At 68.8% G+C, this 16,775-nt stretch carries 17 protein-coding genes; 5 read left to right on the plus strand and 12 right to left on the minus strand.

Features of this window, described 5'->3' with window-relative positions; translation table 11 throughout:
- Positions 1-8 precede the first annotated feature (8 nt).
- The 9 genes from H149_RS0110780 to H149_RS0110820 form a co-directional block, all read right to left on the minus strand.
- Positions 9-404: an LIC_13387 family protein gene (locus H149_RS0110780; RefSeq protein WP_020649767.1), complete on the minus strand. Its 396-nt coding sequence runs from the start codon at positions 402-404 to the stop codon at positions 9-11.
- 243 nt (positions 405-647) lie between these two features.
- Positions 648-1,145, minus strand: a complete 498-nt coding sequence (locus tag H149_RS0110785; RefSeq protein WP_020649768.1) for an SEL1-like repeat protein — start codon at positions 1,143-1,145, stop codon at positions 648-650.
- Positions 1,142-1,540 (minus strand): hypothetical protein, encoded by a 399-nt coding sequence (locus H149_RS0110790; RefSeq protein WP_020649769.1) that lies wholly within the window; start codon positions 1,538-1,540, stop codon positions 1,142-1,144. The genes H149_RS0110785 and H149_RS0110790 overlap by 4 nt, the downstream gene beginning before the upstream one ends.
- Positions 1,541-1,596: 56 nt before the next feature.
- Positions 1,597-2,544, minus strand: a complete 948-nt coding sequence (locus H149_RS0110795; RefSeq protein WP_020649770.1) for a quinoprotein relay system zinc metallohydrolase 1 — start codon at positions 2,542-2,544, stop codon at positions 1,597-1,599.
- Positions 2,541-3,293 carry a quinoprotein dehydrogenase-associated SoxYZ-like carrier gene (locus H149_RS0110800; RefSeq protein ID WP_020649771.1) on the minus strand — a complete coding sequence of 251 codons (753 nt, stop codon included), beginning with the start codon at positions 3,291-3,293 and terminating at the stop codon, positions 2,541-2,543. The genes H149_RS0110795 and H149_RS0110800 overlap by 4 nt, the downstream gene beginning before the upstream one ends.
- Before the next feature lie 11 nt (positions 3,294-3,304).
- On the minus strand, positions 3,305-4,180 hold the full coding sequence (locus tag H149_RS0110805; RefSeq protein ID WP_020649772.1) for a substrate-binding periplasmic protein: 876 nt from the start codon (positions 4,178-4,180) through the stop codon (positions 3,305-3,307).
- The gene (gene pedF / locus H149_RS0110810; RefSeq protein ID WP_020649773.1) at positions 4,170-4,607 is read right to left on the minus strand and encodes a cytochrome c-550 PedF; all 438 of its coding nucleotides are present in this window, start codon (positions 4,605-4,607) and stop codon (positions 4,170-4,172) included. The genes H149_RS0110805 and pedF overlap by 11 nt, the downstream gene beginning before the upstream one ends.
- A gap of 87 nt (positions 4,608-4,694) precedes the next feature.
- On the minus strand, positions 4,695-6,482 hold the full coding sequence (locus H149_RS0110815) for a methanol/ethanol family PQQ-dependent dehydrogenase (protein ID WP_020649774.1): 1,788 nt from the start codon (positions 6,480-6,482) through the stop codon (positions 4,695-4,697).
- Positions 6,483-6,719: 237 nt separating this feature from the next.
- Entirely contained in the window at positions 6,720-7,937 is a 1,218-nt protein-coding gene (locus H149_RS0110820; RefSeq protein WP_020649775.1) for a porin, read from the minus strand.
- Between the two features lie 253 nt (positions 7,938-8,190).
- Between H149_RS0110820 and H149_RS23615 the strand changes: the two genes are divergently transcribed.
- A complete protein-coding gene (locus H149_RS23615; RefSeq protein ID WP_020649776.1) occupies positions 8,191-8,394 on the plus strand; it encodes a hypothetical protein in 204 nt (67 codons plus the stop codon).
- Here the strand turns inward: H149_RS23615 and H149_RS0110830 are convergent.
- The 3 genes from H149_RS0110830 to H149_RS0110840 all read right to left on the minus strand — a co-directional run bounded on the left by H149_RS0110830 (position 8,391) and on the right by H149_RS0110840 (position 12,118).
- Positions 8,391-9,797: a histidine kinase gene (locus H149_RS0110830; RefSeq protein WP_020649777.1), complete on the minus strand. Its 1,407-nt coding sequence runs from the start codon at positions 9,795-9,797 to the stop codon at positions 8,391-8,393. The genes H149_RS23615 and H149_RS0110830 overlap by 4 nt on opposite strands.
- On the minus strand, positions 9,794-10,423 hold the full coding sequence (locus tag H149_RS0110835) for a response regulator (RefSeq protein ID WP_020649778.1): 630 nt from the start codon (positions 10,421-10,423) through the stop codon (positions 9,794-9,796). Before H149_RS0110835 ends, H149_RS0110830 begins: the two co-directional genes overlap by 4 nt.
- Before the next feature lie 177 nt (positions 10,424-10,600).
- The gene (locus tag H149_RS0110840) at positions 10,601-12,118 is read right to left on the minus strand and encodes an aldehyde dehydrogenase family protein (RefSeq protein WP_020649779.1); all 1,518 of its coding nucleotides are present in this window, start codon (positions 12,116-12,118) and stop codon (positions 10,601-10,603) included.
- Between the two features lie 398 nt (positions 12,119-12,516).
- Here H149_RS0110840 and H149_RS0110845 point away from each other — a divergent pair, with 398 nt between their 5' ends.
- The 4 genes from H149_RS0110845 to pqqC all read left to right on the plus strand — a co-directional run bounded on the left by H149_RS0110845 (position 12,517) and on the right by pqqC (position 16,751).
- Entirely contained in the window at positions 12,517-14,562 is a 2,046-nt protein-coding gene (locus tag H149_RS0110845; protein WP_020649780.1) for a sigma-54-dependent Fis family transcriptional regulator, read from the plus strand.
- Between the two features lie 241 nt (positions 14,563-14,803).
- Positions 14,804-14,881: a pyrroloquinoline quinone precursor peptide PqqA gene (gene pqqA / locus H149_RS24485; protein ID WP_084615702.1), complete on the plus strand. Its 78-nt coding sequence runs from the start codon at positions 14,804-14,806 to the stop codon at positions 14,879-14,881.
- A 173-nt stretch (positions 14,882-15,054) separates the two neighbouring features.
- Positions 15,055-15,984: a pyrroloquinoline quinone biosynthesis protein PqqB gene (pqqB, locus tag H149_RS0110855; RefSeq protein WP_020649782.1), complete on the plus strand. Its 930-nt coding sequence runs from the start codon at positions 15,055-15,057 to the stop codon at positions 15,982-15,984.
- Between the two features lie 2 nt (positions 15,985-15,986).
- Positions 15,987-16,751 carry a pyrroloquinoline-quinone synthase PqqC gene (gene pqqC, locus H149_RS0110860; RefSeq protein WP_020649783.1) on the plus strand — a complete coding sequence of 255 codons (765 nt, stop codon included), beginning with the start codon at positions 15,987-15,989 and terminating at the stop codon, positions 16,749-16,751.
- Positions 16,752-16,775 lie beyond the last annotated feature (24 nt).

Genomic DNA, 16,775 nt, shown 5'->3' on the forward strand with positions numbered 1-16,775 from the left:
CGCGCCGCTCAGGATCTGGCGATGACGACGCCCGTGACGTACGCCGCCAGCGCGATGGCGAGACCGGCGAACGGGACGCGGAACCAGTAGGCACGCGCCAGCGCGAGCAGCGCCGTCAGCATCGCAAAGCCGAGCAGCAGCAGGTACGTCGAGCCGAACAGCAGCTCCGGCTGGCACAGCGCAAGAAAGCCGTAGACGAGACCGAACAGGATCGCGCCCAGACTGTGGCTGGCGTTGAAGCCGATCCACGCGCGCCACACGGTGGTCTGGTCGGTGATGCCCATCTGCGCGCGCGCCATCGCCGCCTCGACCGCCGGATCGCGCGGCCGCAGCTTGCGTCCGCGGAACGTGTACAGCAGGTGGACGGCGCCGAGCGCCGCGAGAATGGCGGCGCTGCCCAGCATGCAAACAGCGGCCAACGACATATCGATTCGGCTCCGGAACGGCGGCACGCCAGCGCACATGGCCACCGGGGCCGCCGGGGCCGCGCCGGCGATGGTCCACGCACCGCAGGAAAGGTGGTGACGGCGACGCCGCACGTCGCCGTCGGGCCAGCCGCATGATGCCGCAATACGAGGTCGCTCGTTCCGCCCGGCGACGGGTGCCGCCTGCGCTGCGCGCCGGCCACGCCTCAGGCCTGTCTTCGCTCAACCGTCGCCGCGACAGTCGCCGTGTTCGAGTGCCTCTTGTGCGTCGCTCTCGCCGAGCGCCATGGCGCTGGCCAGCCAGGCACGGCCGGCGGCGACGTCGCGCGCCACGCCATCGCCGCGACACAGGGCAATGCCGTAGTGGTACTGCGCAAGCGCGCCGTAGGGCGAGGCCGCGCCGACCGCCGCGCCGCGCGCGAGCAAGGCTGTCGCCCGTGCGGGATCGCGCGGCAATGCAACGCCGGTGTCGATCATCCGCGCCAGCCAGATCATCGAGTAGACGTCGTCCCAGCGGCGGATGCAGTCTTCGAAGATCGCAAGCGCGGCGGCGTGGTCGCCGGTCTTCTCGGCGACGTAGCCGTACAGACACTTGATGCGCTTCGGGCTGTCGACGTAGGCGCCGTAACTGAGTTCGTTGCCGCTGTCGTCGCCGGCCGTCGCCGCGCCGGCGACGAGCAGCACGGCCAGCGCCAGCACGGCGGCGATGTCGTTTTTCACGTCGCCAGCGGATAGAACAGCACGCTGAGCACGAACAGCCCGGCGTAGAAACCGATCTCCAGCGTCTCGGTCCACGGCTGGATGCGGCGCAGTGCGCCGTAGACATGCACCAGCACCATCGAGCCGGTGATCGCCAGCAGCATGCGGAACACCACCTCGATATCGTGGCCGTGCGCGGCGCGCCAGGCCAGCCATTCGAAGATCAGGATGAAGGCGCCGAGACAGCGCCCGAAGTAGACGGCCAGATCGGTGTGCTCCGGAATGCGCCATTGCATGACGCGCGCCCAGTGCAGCGGCACCAGAAAGATCGGCAGCGCGAATGCCAGCGTCGTGCCGATCACCAGCACCTTGAGGTAGACGGGCGCATACGCAGCCCACAGTCCCAGCCATTGCATCGTTTCCCCTCCTGCTTGTGGCACCGGCGCAGCGCGGCCGGCGATGTTGTCGTTTTCTACTCGCGCCCGTCCGGCGCCAGACGCCGCAGGGCCTGCGTCTCCAGCGCCGGATACAGATGCGCCGCCGAGCGTGACAGTTCGGCGCGCAGCACCGCGAAATCTCCGAAGCGCTCCGGCACCGGCAGCTCGGCGAGTTCGGGCAGGTCGACGCCGCGCGCAGCCGCCTCGCGCAGCATCGCGTCGAGCCAGCGCAGGTAGTCGCGCGTCTCGCGAATCGCCGCCGGCCCGTTCAGCACCGGCCCGTGACCGGGCACCAGCGTCTTGTACGGAATCGTTTCGAGCCTGTCGAGCGCGGCCAGCCAGCGCGCAAGATCGGCGTTCGGCGTGGTCGGCGTGCGCCGGTGGAAGACCAGATCGCCGGCGTAGAGCGTGGCGCTGCGCTCGTCGAACACCGCGAGATCGGCGTCGGTGTGCCCGGCCAGCGCGATCAGCTGCAGCGCGCGACCGCCGACCTCGATGCGCCCGGCACCGGCAGGCAGGCCCGGCGCGACCGCGTGCGTGCCGCGCATCGCATCGCCGACGAGGCGGTAGAGATTGTCGGCAAGCGCGTCGCCATTGGCGGCGATCGCCTCGCGCGTCGCCGGCAGCGCATAGACCGGAACGCCGGCATAAGCCTGGTCGCCGAAGAAATGATCGGGATGTGCATGCGTGATGTAGACGCGCGCGACCGGCCTGCCGCTGCGCCGCTCGATCAGCGCGCGCTGCTGCTCGCCGTACAGGCGCGACGGTCCGCTGTCGATGACGACGGCACCGGCCGGCGTATCGATGTAGCCGGTGTTGACGATGTTGCCGCCGTTGGCGCGCGTGAAATGTTCGAGCGCGCCGACGAAGACATAGGCGCCGTCGCCGAGCGCCTGCGGCGCGAGACGGTAGTCGTACTGCGCATGCGCGGCGCCGACGGCGAGCAGCGCCAGCAGCGCGCTGGAAAACGGCAGACGCCTCATGGCGCCACCGTGCCGGCGAAGCGGTTGGCCTGGGTGTCGCGCCCGCGGATCGAGACCGCGCCGCGACCGCGCAGATCGAAGCTGAGCAGCGGGTTCTCGGCGACTGGCTCGAACGTCTGCAGGCGCGCGAGCGTGCGGCCGTCGGAGTCCTGCAGCGCCAGCGTCTCCAGATAGAACGCCGGAATGCCGCCGGCCAGACCGGTGTCCATCGGATGGATCAGCTGCAGGCGCAGGCGGCGCAGGCCATCGGCGCGCGGCCACAGACGCGCGTCGATCTCGCCGAAGCGATCCTTCCACAGGCCGCTGCCGCTGGCCTGACTCGGCGTCGTGCAGCCGCCGCCGCCGGCGTTGAGCCAGGCGCCGCCGAGGTGCCAGACGCCATCGCCGGTGCGGGCCGCGGCGCGCAGGGGCGTCGCCTGCTGGACCTTGAAGCGGAAACCGATCGACGGCCGCGCCAGCTCGCCCGGCTCGTAGCGCAGAATGGTCGTGATCGGATTGAGGTCGGCGAACACGAGAATCTCGCGCACATCGGCGAGCGCGCCGGCATCGACGTACACCGGCACCGCCAGCGGGTCCTCGGCCGCGCCCGGCATCAGCACCCGCACCGCCGCGTCGAAGCGCACCGTCTGCCCGGCGAAGTAGCGTTCCGCCATGTACGGCCAGGCCGGCGAACGCAGCGGATCGTCGGGCGGTGCGGCGAGCGCCGGCACGACCCATGCGGCGACGAACAGCCAGGCCAAGCGCAGCATGGACGAAGACGTCAGTGGGCGGCGAGCGCGAGCGGTGCGTCCGCCTGCGTCAGGCCGTAGGCGGCGTAGATCGACTGCAGGCGACCCTCGCGGCGCAGCGCAGCGAGCGCATCGACGAGCGCAGCCTTGAGCTGCGGATTGCCGGCCTTGATCGCCATGCCGACGTCCCAGGACGTCCGGAACAGCCCGGCAAACTCGCTGATCTCGAACCGCGGCGCCTTGGCGCCGGCACGGAACAGCGCGCCCTCCAGCTGGCCGCGCGGCGCCATCACCGCGTCGACTTCGCCCTTGAGCCAGGCGTCGATCGCCTCGTCAACGCTCAGCTTGCGCACCGCGCTGTCGCGCAGACGGCCGTTGAATGCGCCGCTCAGGTAGTAATCGCTGATCGAGTCGACCTCGACCGCGACCTTGTGCCCGGCAAGCGCCAGCGGCGAATCGAAGCGCGCGAAACGCCCCGGCTGATAGATCACGCCGACGGTCTCGCGCTGGTAGACGTTGAACAGCTCGGCCTTGTCGTTGCGTTTGACGTACTCGGGATCGAGCCCGACATGCAACATCAGGTCGGCGACGCCGCCGCCCAGGTAGTGCCCTTTCCAGACCTGATTGCGCAAGTCGTCGTCGCTGTTCTCGTCGGCGTAGAACGGTCGCAGCGACAGGCGCACGCCGAGCTGCCGGGCGAGCGCCTGCGCCAGATCGACGTCGACGCCGACGTAGCGACCGCCGTCGGCGTACGAGTACGGCGGAAAGTCGCGATAGACCGCAACCGACAGCTCGCCGCGCTCGCGGATCTCGTCGAGCCGGTCGCCGGCGATGGCCGGCGCGGCGAGCGTCAACAGCAGCAGCGTCAGCAGCGCGCCGAATCCGCGGCTCAGGCGTTCAGTCGACATGGACCGAATCCAGATAGCTGCGGATGGCCCAGATCGCCGGCTCGTTGAAGGTCGCCTCGAACGGCGGCATGTAGGTCACGCCGTTGCGCACCGAGCCGTGCCGCACGCGCATCTGGAAATACTCGTCGCCTTCGGTCCCGGCCGGCAGATTGCGCAGGTCCGGCGCGATGCCGCCGGAGACGGCTTCGAGGCCGTGGCAGCGCGCGCAGTTCTGGTTGTAGGCCGAGGAGCCGATCTCGATCGCCTTGGCGTAGACCTTCTTGTCCTGGCGATACGGATTCTCGGTCAGCGGCCCCTGCACGGCCGGCAGGCCGTCGGTATTGACGCCCTGCGGCGTGACGTTGCCGTGGGCGAGCGCGACGCCGGCGGCGAGCGCGGCGGCCGACGGCAGGACAACGATGGCGGTCTTCAGAATGGGGAAACGCATGGTGAACCTTTCATTTTCGTGTCGTGATGAACGGCGGGAAAACCCGCATCGGGACGGCGGGCCGTGCGGGCCCGCCGTCCCGAGCCCTTACTGCGCGGCGAGCTGCGTGCGATGCAGCTTGAACACCCAGAGCATGCCGCCCTGGCTGATGTCCTTGATCTTCTTGGCGACCTCGCCGCCCCACAGCGGCACGGCGCCGCCCCAGCCCGAAGCCACGGCGACGTACTGCTCGCCGTCCTGCTCCCAGGTGATCGGCTGGCCGACCACGCCGGAACCGGTCTGGAACTGCCACAGCTCCTTGCCGCTGCGGGCATCGAGCGCCTTGAAGTAGCCCTCCGGCGTACCGGTGAAGACCAGATTGCCGGCGGTCGTCATCACGCCACCCCACAGCGGCGCCGGGTTCTTGTATTCCCAGACGATCTTGCCGGTGGCCGGATCCATCGCGCGCAGCGCGCCGATGTAGTCCTCGTAGAGCGGATGGATCGTGAAGCCGGCACCGAGGTAGGCCGCGCCCTTCTTGTAGGTGATCGGCTCGTTCCAGATGTCCATGCCCCACTCGTTGGCCGGCACGTAGAACAGTCCCGTGTTGGCGTTGTAGGCCATCGGCATCCAGTTCTTGCCGCCGAGGAACGACGGCGCCGAGAACACCTGCTTGCCGCGCTCGGCCGCGGCCGGATCGCCGGGACGCGTGTCGGCCTCGATCGGCCGCGCGGTTTTCGGATCGATGCCCTTGGTCCAGGTCTGCCGGGTGACGAACGGCGACGCGCTGATGAACTTGCCGTTGCTGCGGTCGAGCACGTAGAAGAAGCCGTTGCGGTCGGCCTTGGCGCCGGCCTTCACGGTCTTGCCGTCCCTCTTGAAGTCGAACGGAATGAACTCGTTGACGCCGTCGAAGTCCCAGCCGTCGTTCGGCGTCGACTGGTAGCTCCAGACGATCTTGCCGGTGTCGGCGTTGATCGCCAGCGTCGAGCTCGAATACAGGTTGTCGCCGGGGCGCAGATGCGAATTCCACGGCGCCGGGTTGCCGGTGCCGCAGTAGATCAGCCGGGTGTCGCCGCCGTAGGTACAGCCGAGCCAGGTCGCGGCCCCGCCGTACTTCCACATATCGCCCGGCCAGCTGGCGTTGAGCTTGCCGGTGATGCCGTTCTCCTTGCCGTTGAGATAGCCCATGTGGCCCTCGACGGTCGGACGCGTCCAGACCAGCTTGCCGGTCTTGGCGTCGCGCGCGTCGACACGGCCGACGATGCCGAACTCGCCGCCCGACACGCCGGTGATGACCTTGCCGTCAACGATCAGCGGCGCGGCGGTGTTCGAGTAGCCCGCCTTGTAGTCGCCGAGCGTCTCGCTCCACGCGACCTTGCCGGTGTCCTGCCTGAGCGCGACCAGCTTGGCGTCGAGCGTCGCGAAGATCACCAGATCGTCGTACAGCGCGGCGCCGCGGTTGACGACGTCGCAGCACGGCATGATGCCGTCCGGCAGACGCTGCTCGTAGGCCCACAGGCGCTTGCCGGTGCGCGCATCGAGCGCCCAGATGCGCGAGTACGAACCGGTGACGAAGATCTTGCCGTTGTAGACCAGCGGCTGCGTCTCCTGACCGCGCTGCTTCTCGTCGCCGAACGAGAACGTCCAGGCCGGGACCAGATCCCCGACGTTGGCGGTATTGATCCGGGTCAGCGGACTGTAGCGCTGGCCGCCCTGGCCCATGCCGACGGTGACGACGTCGTCCGTCGTCGTCGCGTCGTCGGCGATCATCTTGTCGGTGACGGCGGCCGTCGCGGCGCCGCTGCCGATCAGCGCGGCGAGCGCCGCGAACCGGCCGAACCGGCGCCAAGCGCCGGCGCCTTGCGGGTTCCCCCGACGATGTTCGTCTTTCATGTGCTGCTCCTCTCTTCAGTTATCGATGCGGCAGGTCGCCGCGTGTTATGGCTTGCTGCGAACGCAACGCCGATGCCAGCCGCGATGGCTTGCGTACCGGCCCGGAATCCGTGCGCTATCACCATGATTCGCCGTTGTTTTCCTTGCAGGCCCGGCCATCGCTCGCGAAGCCCGGGCAAGGGCGCTGTCACAGGCCCGTGACAGCGCCGCTACCGTGCTGACACAACCCGCGCCGGCCTAGAACGACAGATAGGCGCCGACGTTGAAGTTGCTGCTCTGGTTCTCGGCGCCGTCGTGTGCTTCGGTCTTCACGTCGCTGAACTCGCCGAGCAGCGTCAGGTTCGGCGTCAGCGCGTGATAGACGCCGAGCGTGTACTTGCTGTTCTTCTCGACCAGATTCGGTACCGCGGCGGCATCGGCGGCGTTGGCGTAATCGAGCTTGGAGACGCCGTAGTTCGCGCCGATCTTGGTCTTGGCGATCGTCCAGGTGGCCTGTACGAAGTAGCCGTCGGAATCGCGCTTGTGGCCGTTGCCGTCGTCGCCGAGCACGAACAGGCCGGTCGTGCCGACGCCGCTGGCGTCGTAATAGCTGGCCAGCAGCTCGACCGGGCCGAACTTGGCCTTGCCGGTGACGTCGACGCCGAAGCTGTTGTAGTCGCCGGCGTCGTTCGGCAACTGCTGCTTCTGGCTCAGGAAGCTGGTCGACAGGTAGTAGTCGCCGTAGGTCCACGCCAGCTTGCCGTGAAAGCCGGGCGTGCTCTCGGCGGTCGCCGTGCCCTGCAGCAGCGGCTCGACCGGATCGAAGATGCCCAGCGTCAGCGTCGCGCCGTAGAAGCTCGGCGTCGTGTAGTTCATCTGCGCCAGCGTGTCGGTGTAGATGTAGCCGAAGCCGATCGAACCGAGCGAAGTATTCGACGGCGATGCGTAGTTGCCGTTGCCGGCGCCGACGCCGGGCAGCGTCATGTCGTTGATGATCGCGTCGAACTGGAACAGGCCGAAGTTGCGGCCGAACAGGAAAGTGCCCATGTCGGCATTGCCGAACGTCATGAACACCTGGCGCACGTCCAGGCCGGTGGTGCCGAGAGCGGTGTTGGTGCCGCCCAGATTCGGACTGCCGCCGTCGTTGGTGCTGACGCCCGGATAAAAGCCGAAGTGCACGCCGATGTCGTAGCCGAGCTGCGTGGTGGTGACGCCGAACTTGATCGACGCCGGCAGCAGGCCGTTGCTGATCGACGAGGTGTTGTCCTCGCCGCCGGAGTCCGGTGTGCAGGCGCCGCCGACGGTGACGATCGGTGCCGGATGGCTCTCGCACGACGAATGGATGTAGTGGACGTTGACGTTGCCGTTGACGGTGAAGGTCCAGTCGCCGGACTTCAGTTCGACGGCCGCCGCCTGTGCCGACGCCAGCGCCGCACCCGCGCCGAGGACCCACGACAGATGAATGGTCTTGCTCATAAAACCCCCTGCTCTCCTCATGTGATGGATGTCGCCACGCTGCCGGCGGGGAAGCCGACGCGAGGTCGAAAGCCGCAGGCGCAAGCCACATGCCACTCGTAACGGCCTCGTATCACATTGATGAAAATGAGGTTTTTTCAAAGATTCGGAAAAATCCCGACGACCATGCGAGCAATGACACGCGGCTGTCACGAACCCGCCACGCGGCCTGTCACGGCAACGGCGCCGTGCGCGGCGAAAACTGCGGCAGGCGATGACGATCGACGCGCACGGACTCGTCGGCCACGGATCGCGCTCCGCTTTCACCGGGCGTACGCGGCCGATGCCGGATGCGATGGAGGGCGGCGAGATGCGTATGCATCAGCCGCGGCGCGCGAAACGCGGCGAGGCGAAAAACGCGCGCCCGCCGCCGCCGCGTGCCGCCGCGGCAGGACCTGAAGCGAACGCGAAACGCTAGCGCGTCGCGAACGGCAATCCGACGTGCAGGCGGCAGCCGAGGCCACGGCCGCTGTCGACCTGCAGACGTCCGCCGAGGGCGTCGACGCGCTCGGCGAGGCCGACGATACCGAGGCCGGCCGGACGCAGATGCACGTCGAAGCCGCGCCCGTTGTCGGCGATCAGCAGTTGCAGCGCGCGCGCGCCGCGCGCATCCGGTTCGCCGAACTCGACGCGCACGACGACATGACTGGCCTCGGCGTGGCGCGCGATGTTCGACAGGCCCTCCTGCACGATGCGGAAGACGTGGATCGCCAGCTCGTCGGCGGCGGCGTCGCAGTCCGGATCGAACGCCGCCTGCAAGGCCCAGTCGGGACGCCGCTGCCGCCACTGAGCGAGCAGTGATTCGAGACTGGCGACGAGGCCGAGCGCGTCGAGCGTCGGCGGGCGCAGGCGCTGGATCATGCGCCGGCTGATGTCGTGCACTTCGCCGGCCAGCGCGCGGATGCGGCCGAGGCCGGCGCGCAGCGCAGCCTCGTCGAGTCGGCCCGGTGCGGCGACGAGCGTCGCCGCCTCGACCTCGATCGCCGCGACGTGCTGACCGATCTCGTCGTGCAGCTCGCGCGCGACATAGCGCCGTTCCTCCTCCTGCACGTCGAGCCGCTGCAGCAGCAGGCGGCGGTTCTGCTGGCGCATGCCGGCGAGCTGGCGCGCGAGCGCTTCGACCTGCGTCAGCAGGCGGCGCAGCTCGGGCGTGCCGCCGCGCGGCAGGCGCGTTTCGAACTGGCCTTCGCGCATGCGTTCGAGCGCGACGACCGCCTGCGACAGCGGCCGCAGCGAGCGCGACAGCCAGGCGAATACCAGCAGGTTGATCGCGAAACCCATCGCGACCAGGACGACGAGCACACCGCGCACGTCGCTCCAGGCTTCGTCGATCTCGTCGTCCGGCATCGGCACGATGCGCACCGCGTAGCGCGCATCGCCGTGCGTCCAGATGCGCTCGACCGGTGCCGGAGCGCCGACGATGCCGTCGGCGAACCAGTCCGGCGCCCGGCGCGGGGCACGCGGCGCACAATCCGCGGCCCGGCGCGCGTCGGCCTGCAGATCGGCGACGGCAAGGCACAGGTGGCGGCTGCCGGCATAGGCCTGCGCCCATTCGCGCAGCGCCGCGCTCGCGGCCGGCCCAGGCACGTCGTCGAGCAGGCCCAGCGTCAGATCGAGATGGCCGGCGGCGGCGCTGACGCCGGCGCGCAGTTCGAGCGCGACCGAGCGGCGTGCCTCGCGGATCGCCAGCACGCTGGCCAGCGACAGGCAGGCGAGCAGGATCAGGCCGATGCCGGCCGACAGTCGCCAGCGCAGATCGAGCGCCCGCAGGCCACGGCCGTCGCGGCGCGGCGCGGCGACGCTCGGCGCACTGGCGCTCACGGCAGCGCCGGCAGCAGGCCGGCGGCGATCGCGATGCGCGCCAGCTCGGCACGGTTGCCGGCGCCGAGCTTGTGGCGGATCGCGGTGTTGTAGTTGGCGACCGTCTTGTCGCTGAGGCTCATCGCCGAGGCGATCTGCGCGACGGCGCGACCTTCGGCGAGCTGGCGGAAGATCTCAAGCTCGCGCAGCGACAGGCGCGCCAGCGTCGGCGCCAGCCGCTGCGGCACGGCCTCGAAGCGCGGATCGAGAAAACGCCGGCCGGCGGCGACCGTCTCGATCGCGCCGAGCAGGATCTCCGGAGCGGAGCGCTTGCACAGATAGCCGAGCGCGCCGGCCTCGAACGCTCGGTCGACGATGACGCGCTCCTCGTGCATGCTGAACGCCAGCGCCCGCAGCTGCGGCTGTCGCTGGCGCATGCGGCGCAACACTTCGAGCCCGCCGATACCGGGCAGCGACAGATCCATCACCACCACGTCGACGCCGCCTTCGAGCAGACGCCGATAAGCCTGCGCGCCGTTCGCGGCCTCGGCCGCGACGCGAATGCGCGCCTGCATTTCGATCAGATGCCGGTAGCCGGCGCGGACCACGGCGTGATCGTCGACGAGCAGGACCCGCACATGTTCCATGTCGTTCTCCTCCGGCCGCCTCGGGGCGGCTCGACGGGTGCGAACAGCGCGGAACGAAGCCTGGGCCGCCGCGTTTGGCCGGCGGCCCAGGCTTCGCTCCACGATCCGTTCGCCCCGCTCTTTTGCCTCCATCGAAGCGGCGGCCGCCGGCGCTGACACGCCGGCGGCCGCAAGGCATCAGCCCTGGCCGAGGCCGACGCAGACCGACTTCGTCTCGAGATAGTTGTTGAACACCTCGACGCCCATCTCGCGACCCCAGCCCGACTGCTTGTAACCGCCGAACGGCAGCGCCGCGTCGAAGATGTTGTAGCAGTTGACCCAGACGGTACCGGCGCGCAGCTTCGTCGCCAGACGATGCGCCCGCGTGATGTTGCTGGTGTAGATGCCGGCGGCGAGACCGTAGATGGTGTCGTTGGCCTTGCGCACCAGCTCGTCGTCGAGCTCCTTGAAGCGCACCGCGGCGACCACCGGCCCGAAGATCTCTTCCTGATAGACCTTCATGTTCTCGTGCGCGTCGACGATCACCGTCGGCTCGACGAAGTAGCCCTGTTCGCCAAGGCGCTTGCCGCCGGCGGCGAACGTCGCACCCTGCTCCTTGCCGGATTCGAGATAGCCGCAGACGCGATCGAGCTGGACCTGCGAAACCAGCGGGCCCATCTGCGTCGACGGATCGAGACCCGGACCGACCTTGAGCTTGCGCGCGTACTCGGCGACGCCTTCGACGACCTTGTCGTAGATCTTGTCCTGGATGAACAGGCGCGAACCGGCGCAGCAGCACTGGCCGTGATTGAAGAAGATCGCGCTGGCGGCGCCGGGGATCGCCTGTTCGAGATCGGCGTCGTCAAGGATGATGTTCGGCGACTTGCCGCCGAGTTCGAGCGTCACCTTCTTGAGATCGTTGGCGGCGGCCTTGACGATCAGCTTGCCGACTTCGGTCGAGCCGGTGAACGCGACCTTCGACACGTCGGGATGCGCGGCCAGCGGCGCGCCGCAGGTCTCGCCGAAGCCGGTGATGACGTTGACGACGCCGTCCGGCACGCCGGCCTTCTGGATCAGCTCGGCGAGCTTGAGGCCCGACAGCGGCGTTTCCTCGGCGAGCTTGAGCACCACCGTGCAGCCCGAGGCGAGCACCGGACCGAGCTTCCAGGCCGCCATCAGCAGCGGGAAGTTCCACGGGATGATCTGCGCAACGACACCGACCGGCTCGCGGCGCGTGAAGGCGTGGTACTCCGAGCCCGGCGTGTACGGCACCGACAGCGTCAGCGAACGGCCGTCGAGCTTGGTGCACCAGCCGGCCATGTACTGGAACAGCTCGGCGGCGAGCACCACGTCGGCGGCGCGCGCCACCGTGACCGGCTTGCCGTTGTCGAGCGATTCGATCTGCGCCAGTTCTTCCTGGTGCTCCATGATCAGCTCGCCGATCTTCCAGACGATCTTGCCGCGCTCGGCCGGCGTCATGCGCGACCACGGGCCGGATTCGAACGCGCGCTTGGCGGCGGCGACGGCGACATCGACGTCCGGCTTCTCGGCGGCCGGCACATTGGCGATGACCTGCCCGGTCGCCGGGTCCAGCACTTCGAAGCTCTTGCCGCTCTTGGCGTCGACCCACTTGCCGTCGATCAGCATGCGGCGCTTTTCGCCGATGAAGGCCTTGACGTTGGGGTGCAGCGAAACGAGGGGTGCGTCTTTGGTCATCGTAAATCTCCTCACTAGGATGAAATATCGGTACGGCCTTGGGCCGTGTTCGGGGCGCCGCCGTGCAGCGCGCACGGAAGGCTTGGGGGCAAGGACCCTGCCAACCCGAAACACACATCCACACACATGAATGGAAAGGGTTTTTCAAAAAAGACCCGCACCCCCCGGAGCCGGCTGTCACGCGCCGGACGCAATGCCGGACCGCGCCCTTGTCACGGCCATGACACAGTCGGGCGGAACAGCGTCGGCCCGCGCCCGGAATGCTGCATTGACGAACTTTTGCGCAGCGGAGTACGGTCCTTGCAATAGAGCCGGGGCAAGACCTTCAAGGCCTTCGCCAGCACACCGCGAAAAGACGGACCGGCAACCACAACGGCGCCTGAGCTTTGAGGAGAGACATGGGCGAACCAGTCAGCTACGTGCAGCACGCACGTGAAGTCATGACCCTGATCGACGGCTTTCCGCGCATGCCGGCGCAGGTCGACAAACCGGTTGCCTATTCCTGGCTGCGCTGCGCCAAGGAACACCGCCTGCGCCCGGACGGCCCGCTCGATCCGGCCGTGGTCGAGAACCGCCATCTGCGCGAACGCCAGCAACGTCTCGACGACCTCGTGCTGATCGCCCGCGCCGAGATGGACTCGCTCTACGAGCAGATCTCAGGCTCCGGCTACGCGCTGCTGCTGACCGACGCCTCCGGCGTGATCCTCAGCGAGAAAGTCGATCCGACGCTGCGCGACAACTTCCGCAAGGCCGGCCTGATCGCCGGCGCCAACTGGAGCGAGCAGCACGAAGGCACCAACGGCATCGGCACCTGCATCACCGAGCGGCGGCCGATCACGATCCACCGCAACGACCATTTCCGCGCCCGCCACATCGGCCTGTCGTGCTCGGCGGCGCCGATCCGCGACACCGGCGGCGAACTGATGGCGGTACTCGATGCCTCCTGCGTCGGCTCCGACGACAGCAAGGCCAGCCGCATGCACACCGTGGCACTGGTCAGCATGTCGGCACGGCTGATCGAGAAATGCCTGTTCCTGCGCCGCTTCCGCAATCGCCGCGTGATCCGCTTTCACAGCCGTCCGGAATTCGTGAACCTGCTGCACGACGGCGCGCTGGCACTCGACGACGACGGCCGCATCGCAGCCGCCGACGACATGGCGGTCGCGCTGCTGTCGGCCGACTGCCGCGGCGACCTGATCGGCCGGCCGCTGACCGAAATCTTCGACGTCAGCGCACGCGAGCTCGACTCCAGCCTGTCCGGCCCGCGCCAGCCGATCCTGCCGGTGCGCGACATCGAGCATGGCCGCCGCTATTACATGAGCGTGCACGCCGCGCAGCCCGAATCGCGCGCGCCGCGCACCATCGCCGGCTCCAGCCAGATCATGGCGATCGAACCGGCCACGCAGACCGAGTCGCGCGCGCACACGCTCGACGAACTCGCCGGCCACGACCCGTCGATGCAGCGCAATGTGCGTTGCGCACACCGCATCGCGTCCTCGCGCGTGTCGGTGCTGATCCAGGGACCGACCGGCTCCGGCAAGGAGGCGTTTGCACGCGCCCTGCATCTGGCCAGCGACCGCGCCGCGCAGGCCTTCGTCGCCGTCAACTGCGCGGCGATCCCGGAATCGCTGATCGAAAGCGAGCTGTTCGGCTACCGGCCCGGCGCCTTCACCGGCGCGCGCAAGGAAGGCATGCGCGGCCGCATCGCGCAATCCAGCGGCGGCACGCTGTTCCTCGACGAGATCGGCGACATGCCGCTGATGCTGCAGACGCGTCTGCTGCGCGTGCTCGAAGAACAGGAAGTCACCCCGCTCGGCGGCGAAACGCCGGTCAAGGTCAACCTGCGCATCGTCAGCGCCTCGCACCGCAACCTCAAGGACATGATCGCCCGCGGCGAATTCCGCGAGGATCTCTACTACCGTCTCAACGGCATCACCATGACGCTGCCGGGGCTGCGCGAGCGCGCCGATCTCGAGGCCCTGATCCATCGCATCCTCGGCGAGGAAACCGCGCTCGGCCGTCCGGCCGGCATCGAAATGGAAGCGTTCCGCCGCCTCGCTGCCCACGACTGGCCCGGCAACGTACGCGAACTGCGCAACGTGATCCGCACGGCACTGGCGATCGCCGAAGGCGGCGTGATCCGTCTCGGCGACCTGCCGTCCGATCTGCTGCCATCGCGCAGCGCGGCGTCAACCGGTACGCCGGTGACGCTCGCCAGCGTCGCCAGCATCACGGTCGCGACCGGCGATGAGGGCAGCGCCCCCGGCAATCCGCTGGAACGCGCCGAGCGCGAGGCCCTGCTGCGCGCGATCGCCGTCAACCGCGGCAACATGACGCACACCGCGCGGCAACTCTGCATGAGCCGCAACACGCTCTACCGCAAGCTCAAGTCGCACGGCATCGCGCCCGAGACGCTGCGCAGCGACGGACTGTCACAAGCCTGAGACAAGAGCGCGACAACTGTCTCGATTCGAGACACAAGAAAGCGCCGCCTCTGCGGCGCCTTTTTGTTTGTGCCATCGGCCGCGAAAGCGCGTCACAGCACGCTTTGCGCACCCCGGCGCGACGCGGCGCTGGGGTCTGGCCCGGGCTGGCACGCTCGCTGCTTTATCGGTGATGCCGGCGCCTCCAAACGCGACCGGCCACGAGTTCCAAGCAAACGACGACGAAACGAGGAGATTCAGCATGTGGACCAAACCGAGCTTCCGTGACCTGCGCTTCGGCATGGAAATCACGATGTACATCCTGAACCGCCAGGCCTGAACGCCCGGCGGTGCGGTGTCCGCGGCGCGGCCCTCCCGGGGCCGCGCCGCGGAAGGCGGTAGCGCAAACTCTCCCCCTCCCAACGCGCGACCGCCACGGCGACTGCCCCCCTGCCCGGGCAATCCTTGGCCGGGGGTTTTTTCTGCCCACTGCCCGCGTTTTCCATTCCAGCCATGTCCGGCGAAACTCTCACCGTCCGCGTCCTCGGTTCCGCCGCGGGCGGCGGCTTCCCGCAGTGGAACTGCAACTGCGCGATGTGCGACGGCCTGCGTCGCGGTCGCGTCCGCGCCAAACCCCGTACGCAGTCGTCGATCGCCGTCAGCGCCGACCGCACGCACTGGCTGCTGATCAACGCTTCCCCCGATCTGCGCGCGCAGATCCTGGCGACGCCCGAACTGCAGCCGGCCCGCTCACGACGCGACAGCGGCATCGCCGCGGTGTTGCTGACCGACGCACAGATCGACCACGTCGCCGGACTGGCGATGCTGCGCGAATCGACGCAGCCGCTGCCGGTCTACTGCACGGACCGCGTGCGCGATGATCTGCGCTCCGGCCTGCCGATGCTGCCGCTGCTCGAACCCTACTGCGGCAGCCGCTGGCATGAGATCCGGCCGGACGGCGAAGCCTTCGCGGTCGACGGCGTGCCCGGCATCCGCCTGCGCGCGCTGCCGCTGCACAGCAAACCGCCGCCGTACTCGCCGCACCGCGCGCGACCGGCGCCCGGCGACAACCTCGGCCTGCTGATCGAAAACCCGGCGAGCGGACAGCGCCTGTTCTACGCACCGGGCCTCGGCGTGTTCGACAAGGACATCGATGCGGCGATGCGCGCCGCCGACCTGATGCTGGTCGACGGCACCTGCTGGACCGACGACGAGATGAGCCGCAGCGGCGTCGGCCACAAGCGCGCCACCGAAATGGGCCATCTGCCGCAGAGCGGTGCCGGCGGCATGCTCGAATGGCTGCAGCGGCACCCGGACAAGCGCCGCGTGCTGATTCACATCAACAACACCAACCCGATCCTCGACGAGGACAGCGCCGAGCGCGCGCAGCTGCGGCTGCTCGGCATCGAAGTCGCCGAGGACGGCATGGAGCTTTCGTTCTGAACATGGCCGGATTCCCAGAACCCCGCTTCGACGCGCACGACGACGTACCGGGCGACGCCCCGGCGCGTTTCGCCGAGCGCCTGCGCGCGCTCGAACCGCGCTACCACATCCACCACCCGTTCCAGCGCCTGATGAACGACGGCCAGCTCGACGCCGATGCAATCCGCGGCTGGGTGCTGAACCGCTACTGCTATCAGGTGCACATCCCGATGAAGGATGCGGCGCTGCTCAGCAATTGCCCGGACCGCGACGTGCGGCGGCGCTGGATCCAGCGCATTCTCGATCACGACGGCGACGCTCGCGACGAAGGCGGCATCGAGTGCTGGGTGCGACTCGGCATCGCCTGCGGCCTGACGCGCGAGGAAATCGAATCGCAGCGTCAGGTGCTGCCGGGCGTGCGCTTCGCGGTCGAGGCTTACGTCAACTTCGTGCGCCGCGCGTCCTGGCAGGACGGCGTCGCCTCATCGCTGACCGAGCTGTTCGCGCCGACCATCCACCGCGAACGCCTCGCCGGCTGGCCGCAGCACTACCCGTGGATCGAAGCGTCGGGCCTCGACTACTTCCGCAAGCGCCTGACGCAAGCCCATCGCGACGTCGAACACGGCCTCGAGCTGACGCTGTCGAACTTCCGCACGCGCGCCGCGCAGGATCGCGCCGTCGCCATCGTGCGCTTCAAGCAGGACGTGCTGTGGAGCATGCTCGATGCCATGCACCTGGCCTACGTCCACCACATGCCGCCGTACGCCGCGGTGCAGGACATGCCGTGAATCCGATGCCGACATCCGCAACCC

Origin of the sequence: Solimonas variicoloris DSM 15731, assembly GCF_000382285.1 — a bacterium.
GTDB classification, from domain to species: domain Bacteria; phylum Pseudomonadota; class Gammaproteobacteria; order Nevskiales; family Nevskiaceae; genus Solimonas; species Solimonas variicoloris.

Bases quoted from the DNA above. Each gene is read 5' to 3' on its own strand.
- H149_RS0110780 (WP_020649767.1), bottom strand. From the start codon at position 404: ATGCTGGGCAGCGCCGCCATTCTCGCGGCGCTCGGCGCCGTCCACCTG.
- H149_RS0110790 (WP_020649769.1), bottom strand. From the start codon at position 1,540: ATGCAATGGCTGGGACTGTGGGCTGCGTATGCGCCCGTCTACCTCAAG.
- H149_RS0110795 (WP_020649770.1), bottom strand. From the start codon at position 2,544: ATGAGGCGTCTGCCGTTTTCCAGCGCGCTGCTGGCGCTGCTCGCCGTC.
- H149_RS0110800 (WP_020649771.1), bottom strand. From the start codon at position 3,293: ATGCTGCGCTTGGCCTGGCTGTTCGTCGCCGCATGGGTCGTGCCGGCG.
- H149_RS0110805 (WP_020649772.1), bottom strand. From the start codon at position 4,180: ATGTCGACTGAACGCCTGAGCCGCGGATTCGGCGCGCTGCTGACGCTG.
- pedF (WP_020649773.1), bottom strand. From the start codon at position 4,607: ATGCGTTTCCCCATTCTGAAGACCGCCATCGTTGTCCTGCCGTCGGCC.
- H149_RS0110815 (WP_020649774.1), bottom strand. From the start codon at position 6,482: ATGAAAGACGAACATCGTCGGGGGAACCCGCAAGGCGCCGGCGCTTGG.
- H149_RS0110820 (WP_020649775.1), bottom strand. From the start codon at position 7,937: ATGAGCAAGACCATTCATCTGTCGTGGGTCCTCGGCGCGGGTGCGGCG.
- H149_RS23615 (WP_020649776.1), top strand. From the start codon at position 8,191: ATGACGATCGACGCGCACGGACTCGTCGGCCACGGATCGCGCTCCGCT.
- H149_RS0110835 (WP_020649778.1), bottom strand. From the start codon at position 10,423: ATGGAACATGTGCGGGTCCTGCTCGTCGACGATCACGCCGTGGTCCGC.
- H149_RS0110840 (WP_020649779.1), bottom strand. From the start codon at position 12,118: ATGACCAAAGACGCACCCCTCGTTTCGCTGCACCCCAACGTCAAGGCC.
- H149_RS0110845 (WP_020649780.1), top strand. From the start codon at position 12,517: ATGGGCGAACCAGTCAGCTACGTGCAGCACGCACGTGAAGTCATGACC.
- pqqA (WP_084615702.1), top strand. From the start codon at position 14,804: ATGTGGACCAAACCGAGCTTCCGTGACCTGCGCTTCGGCATGGAAATC.
- pqqB (WP_020649782.1), top strand. From the start codon at position 15,055: ATGTCCGGCGAAACTCTCACCGTCCGCGTCCTCGGTTCCGCCGCGGGC.
- pqqC (WP_020649783.1), top strand. From the start codon at position 15,987: ATGGCCGGATTCCCAGAACCCCGCTTCGACGCGCACGACGACGTACCG.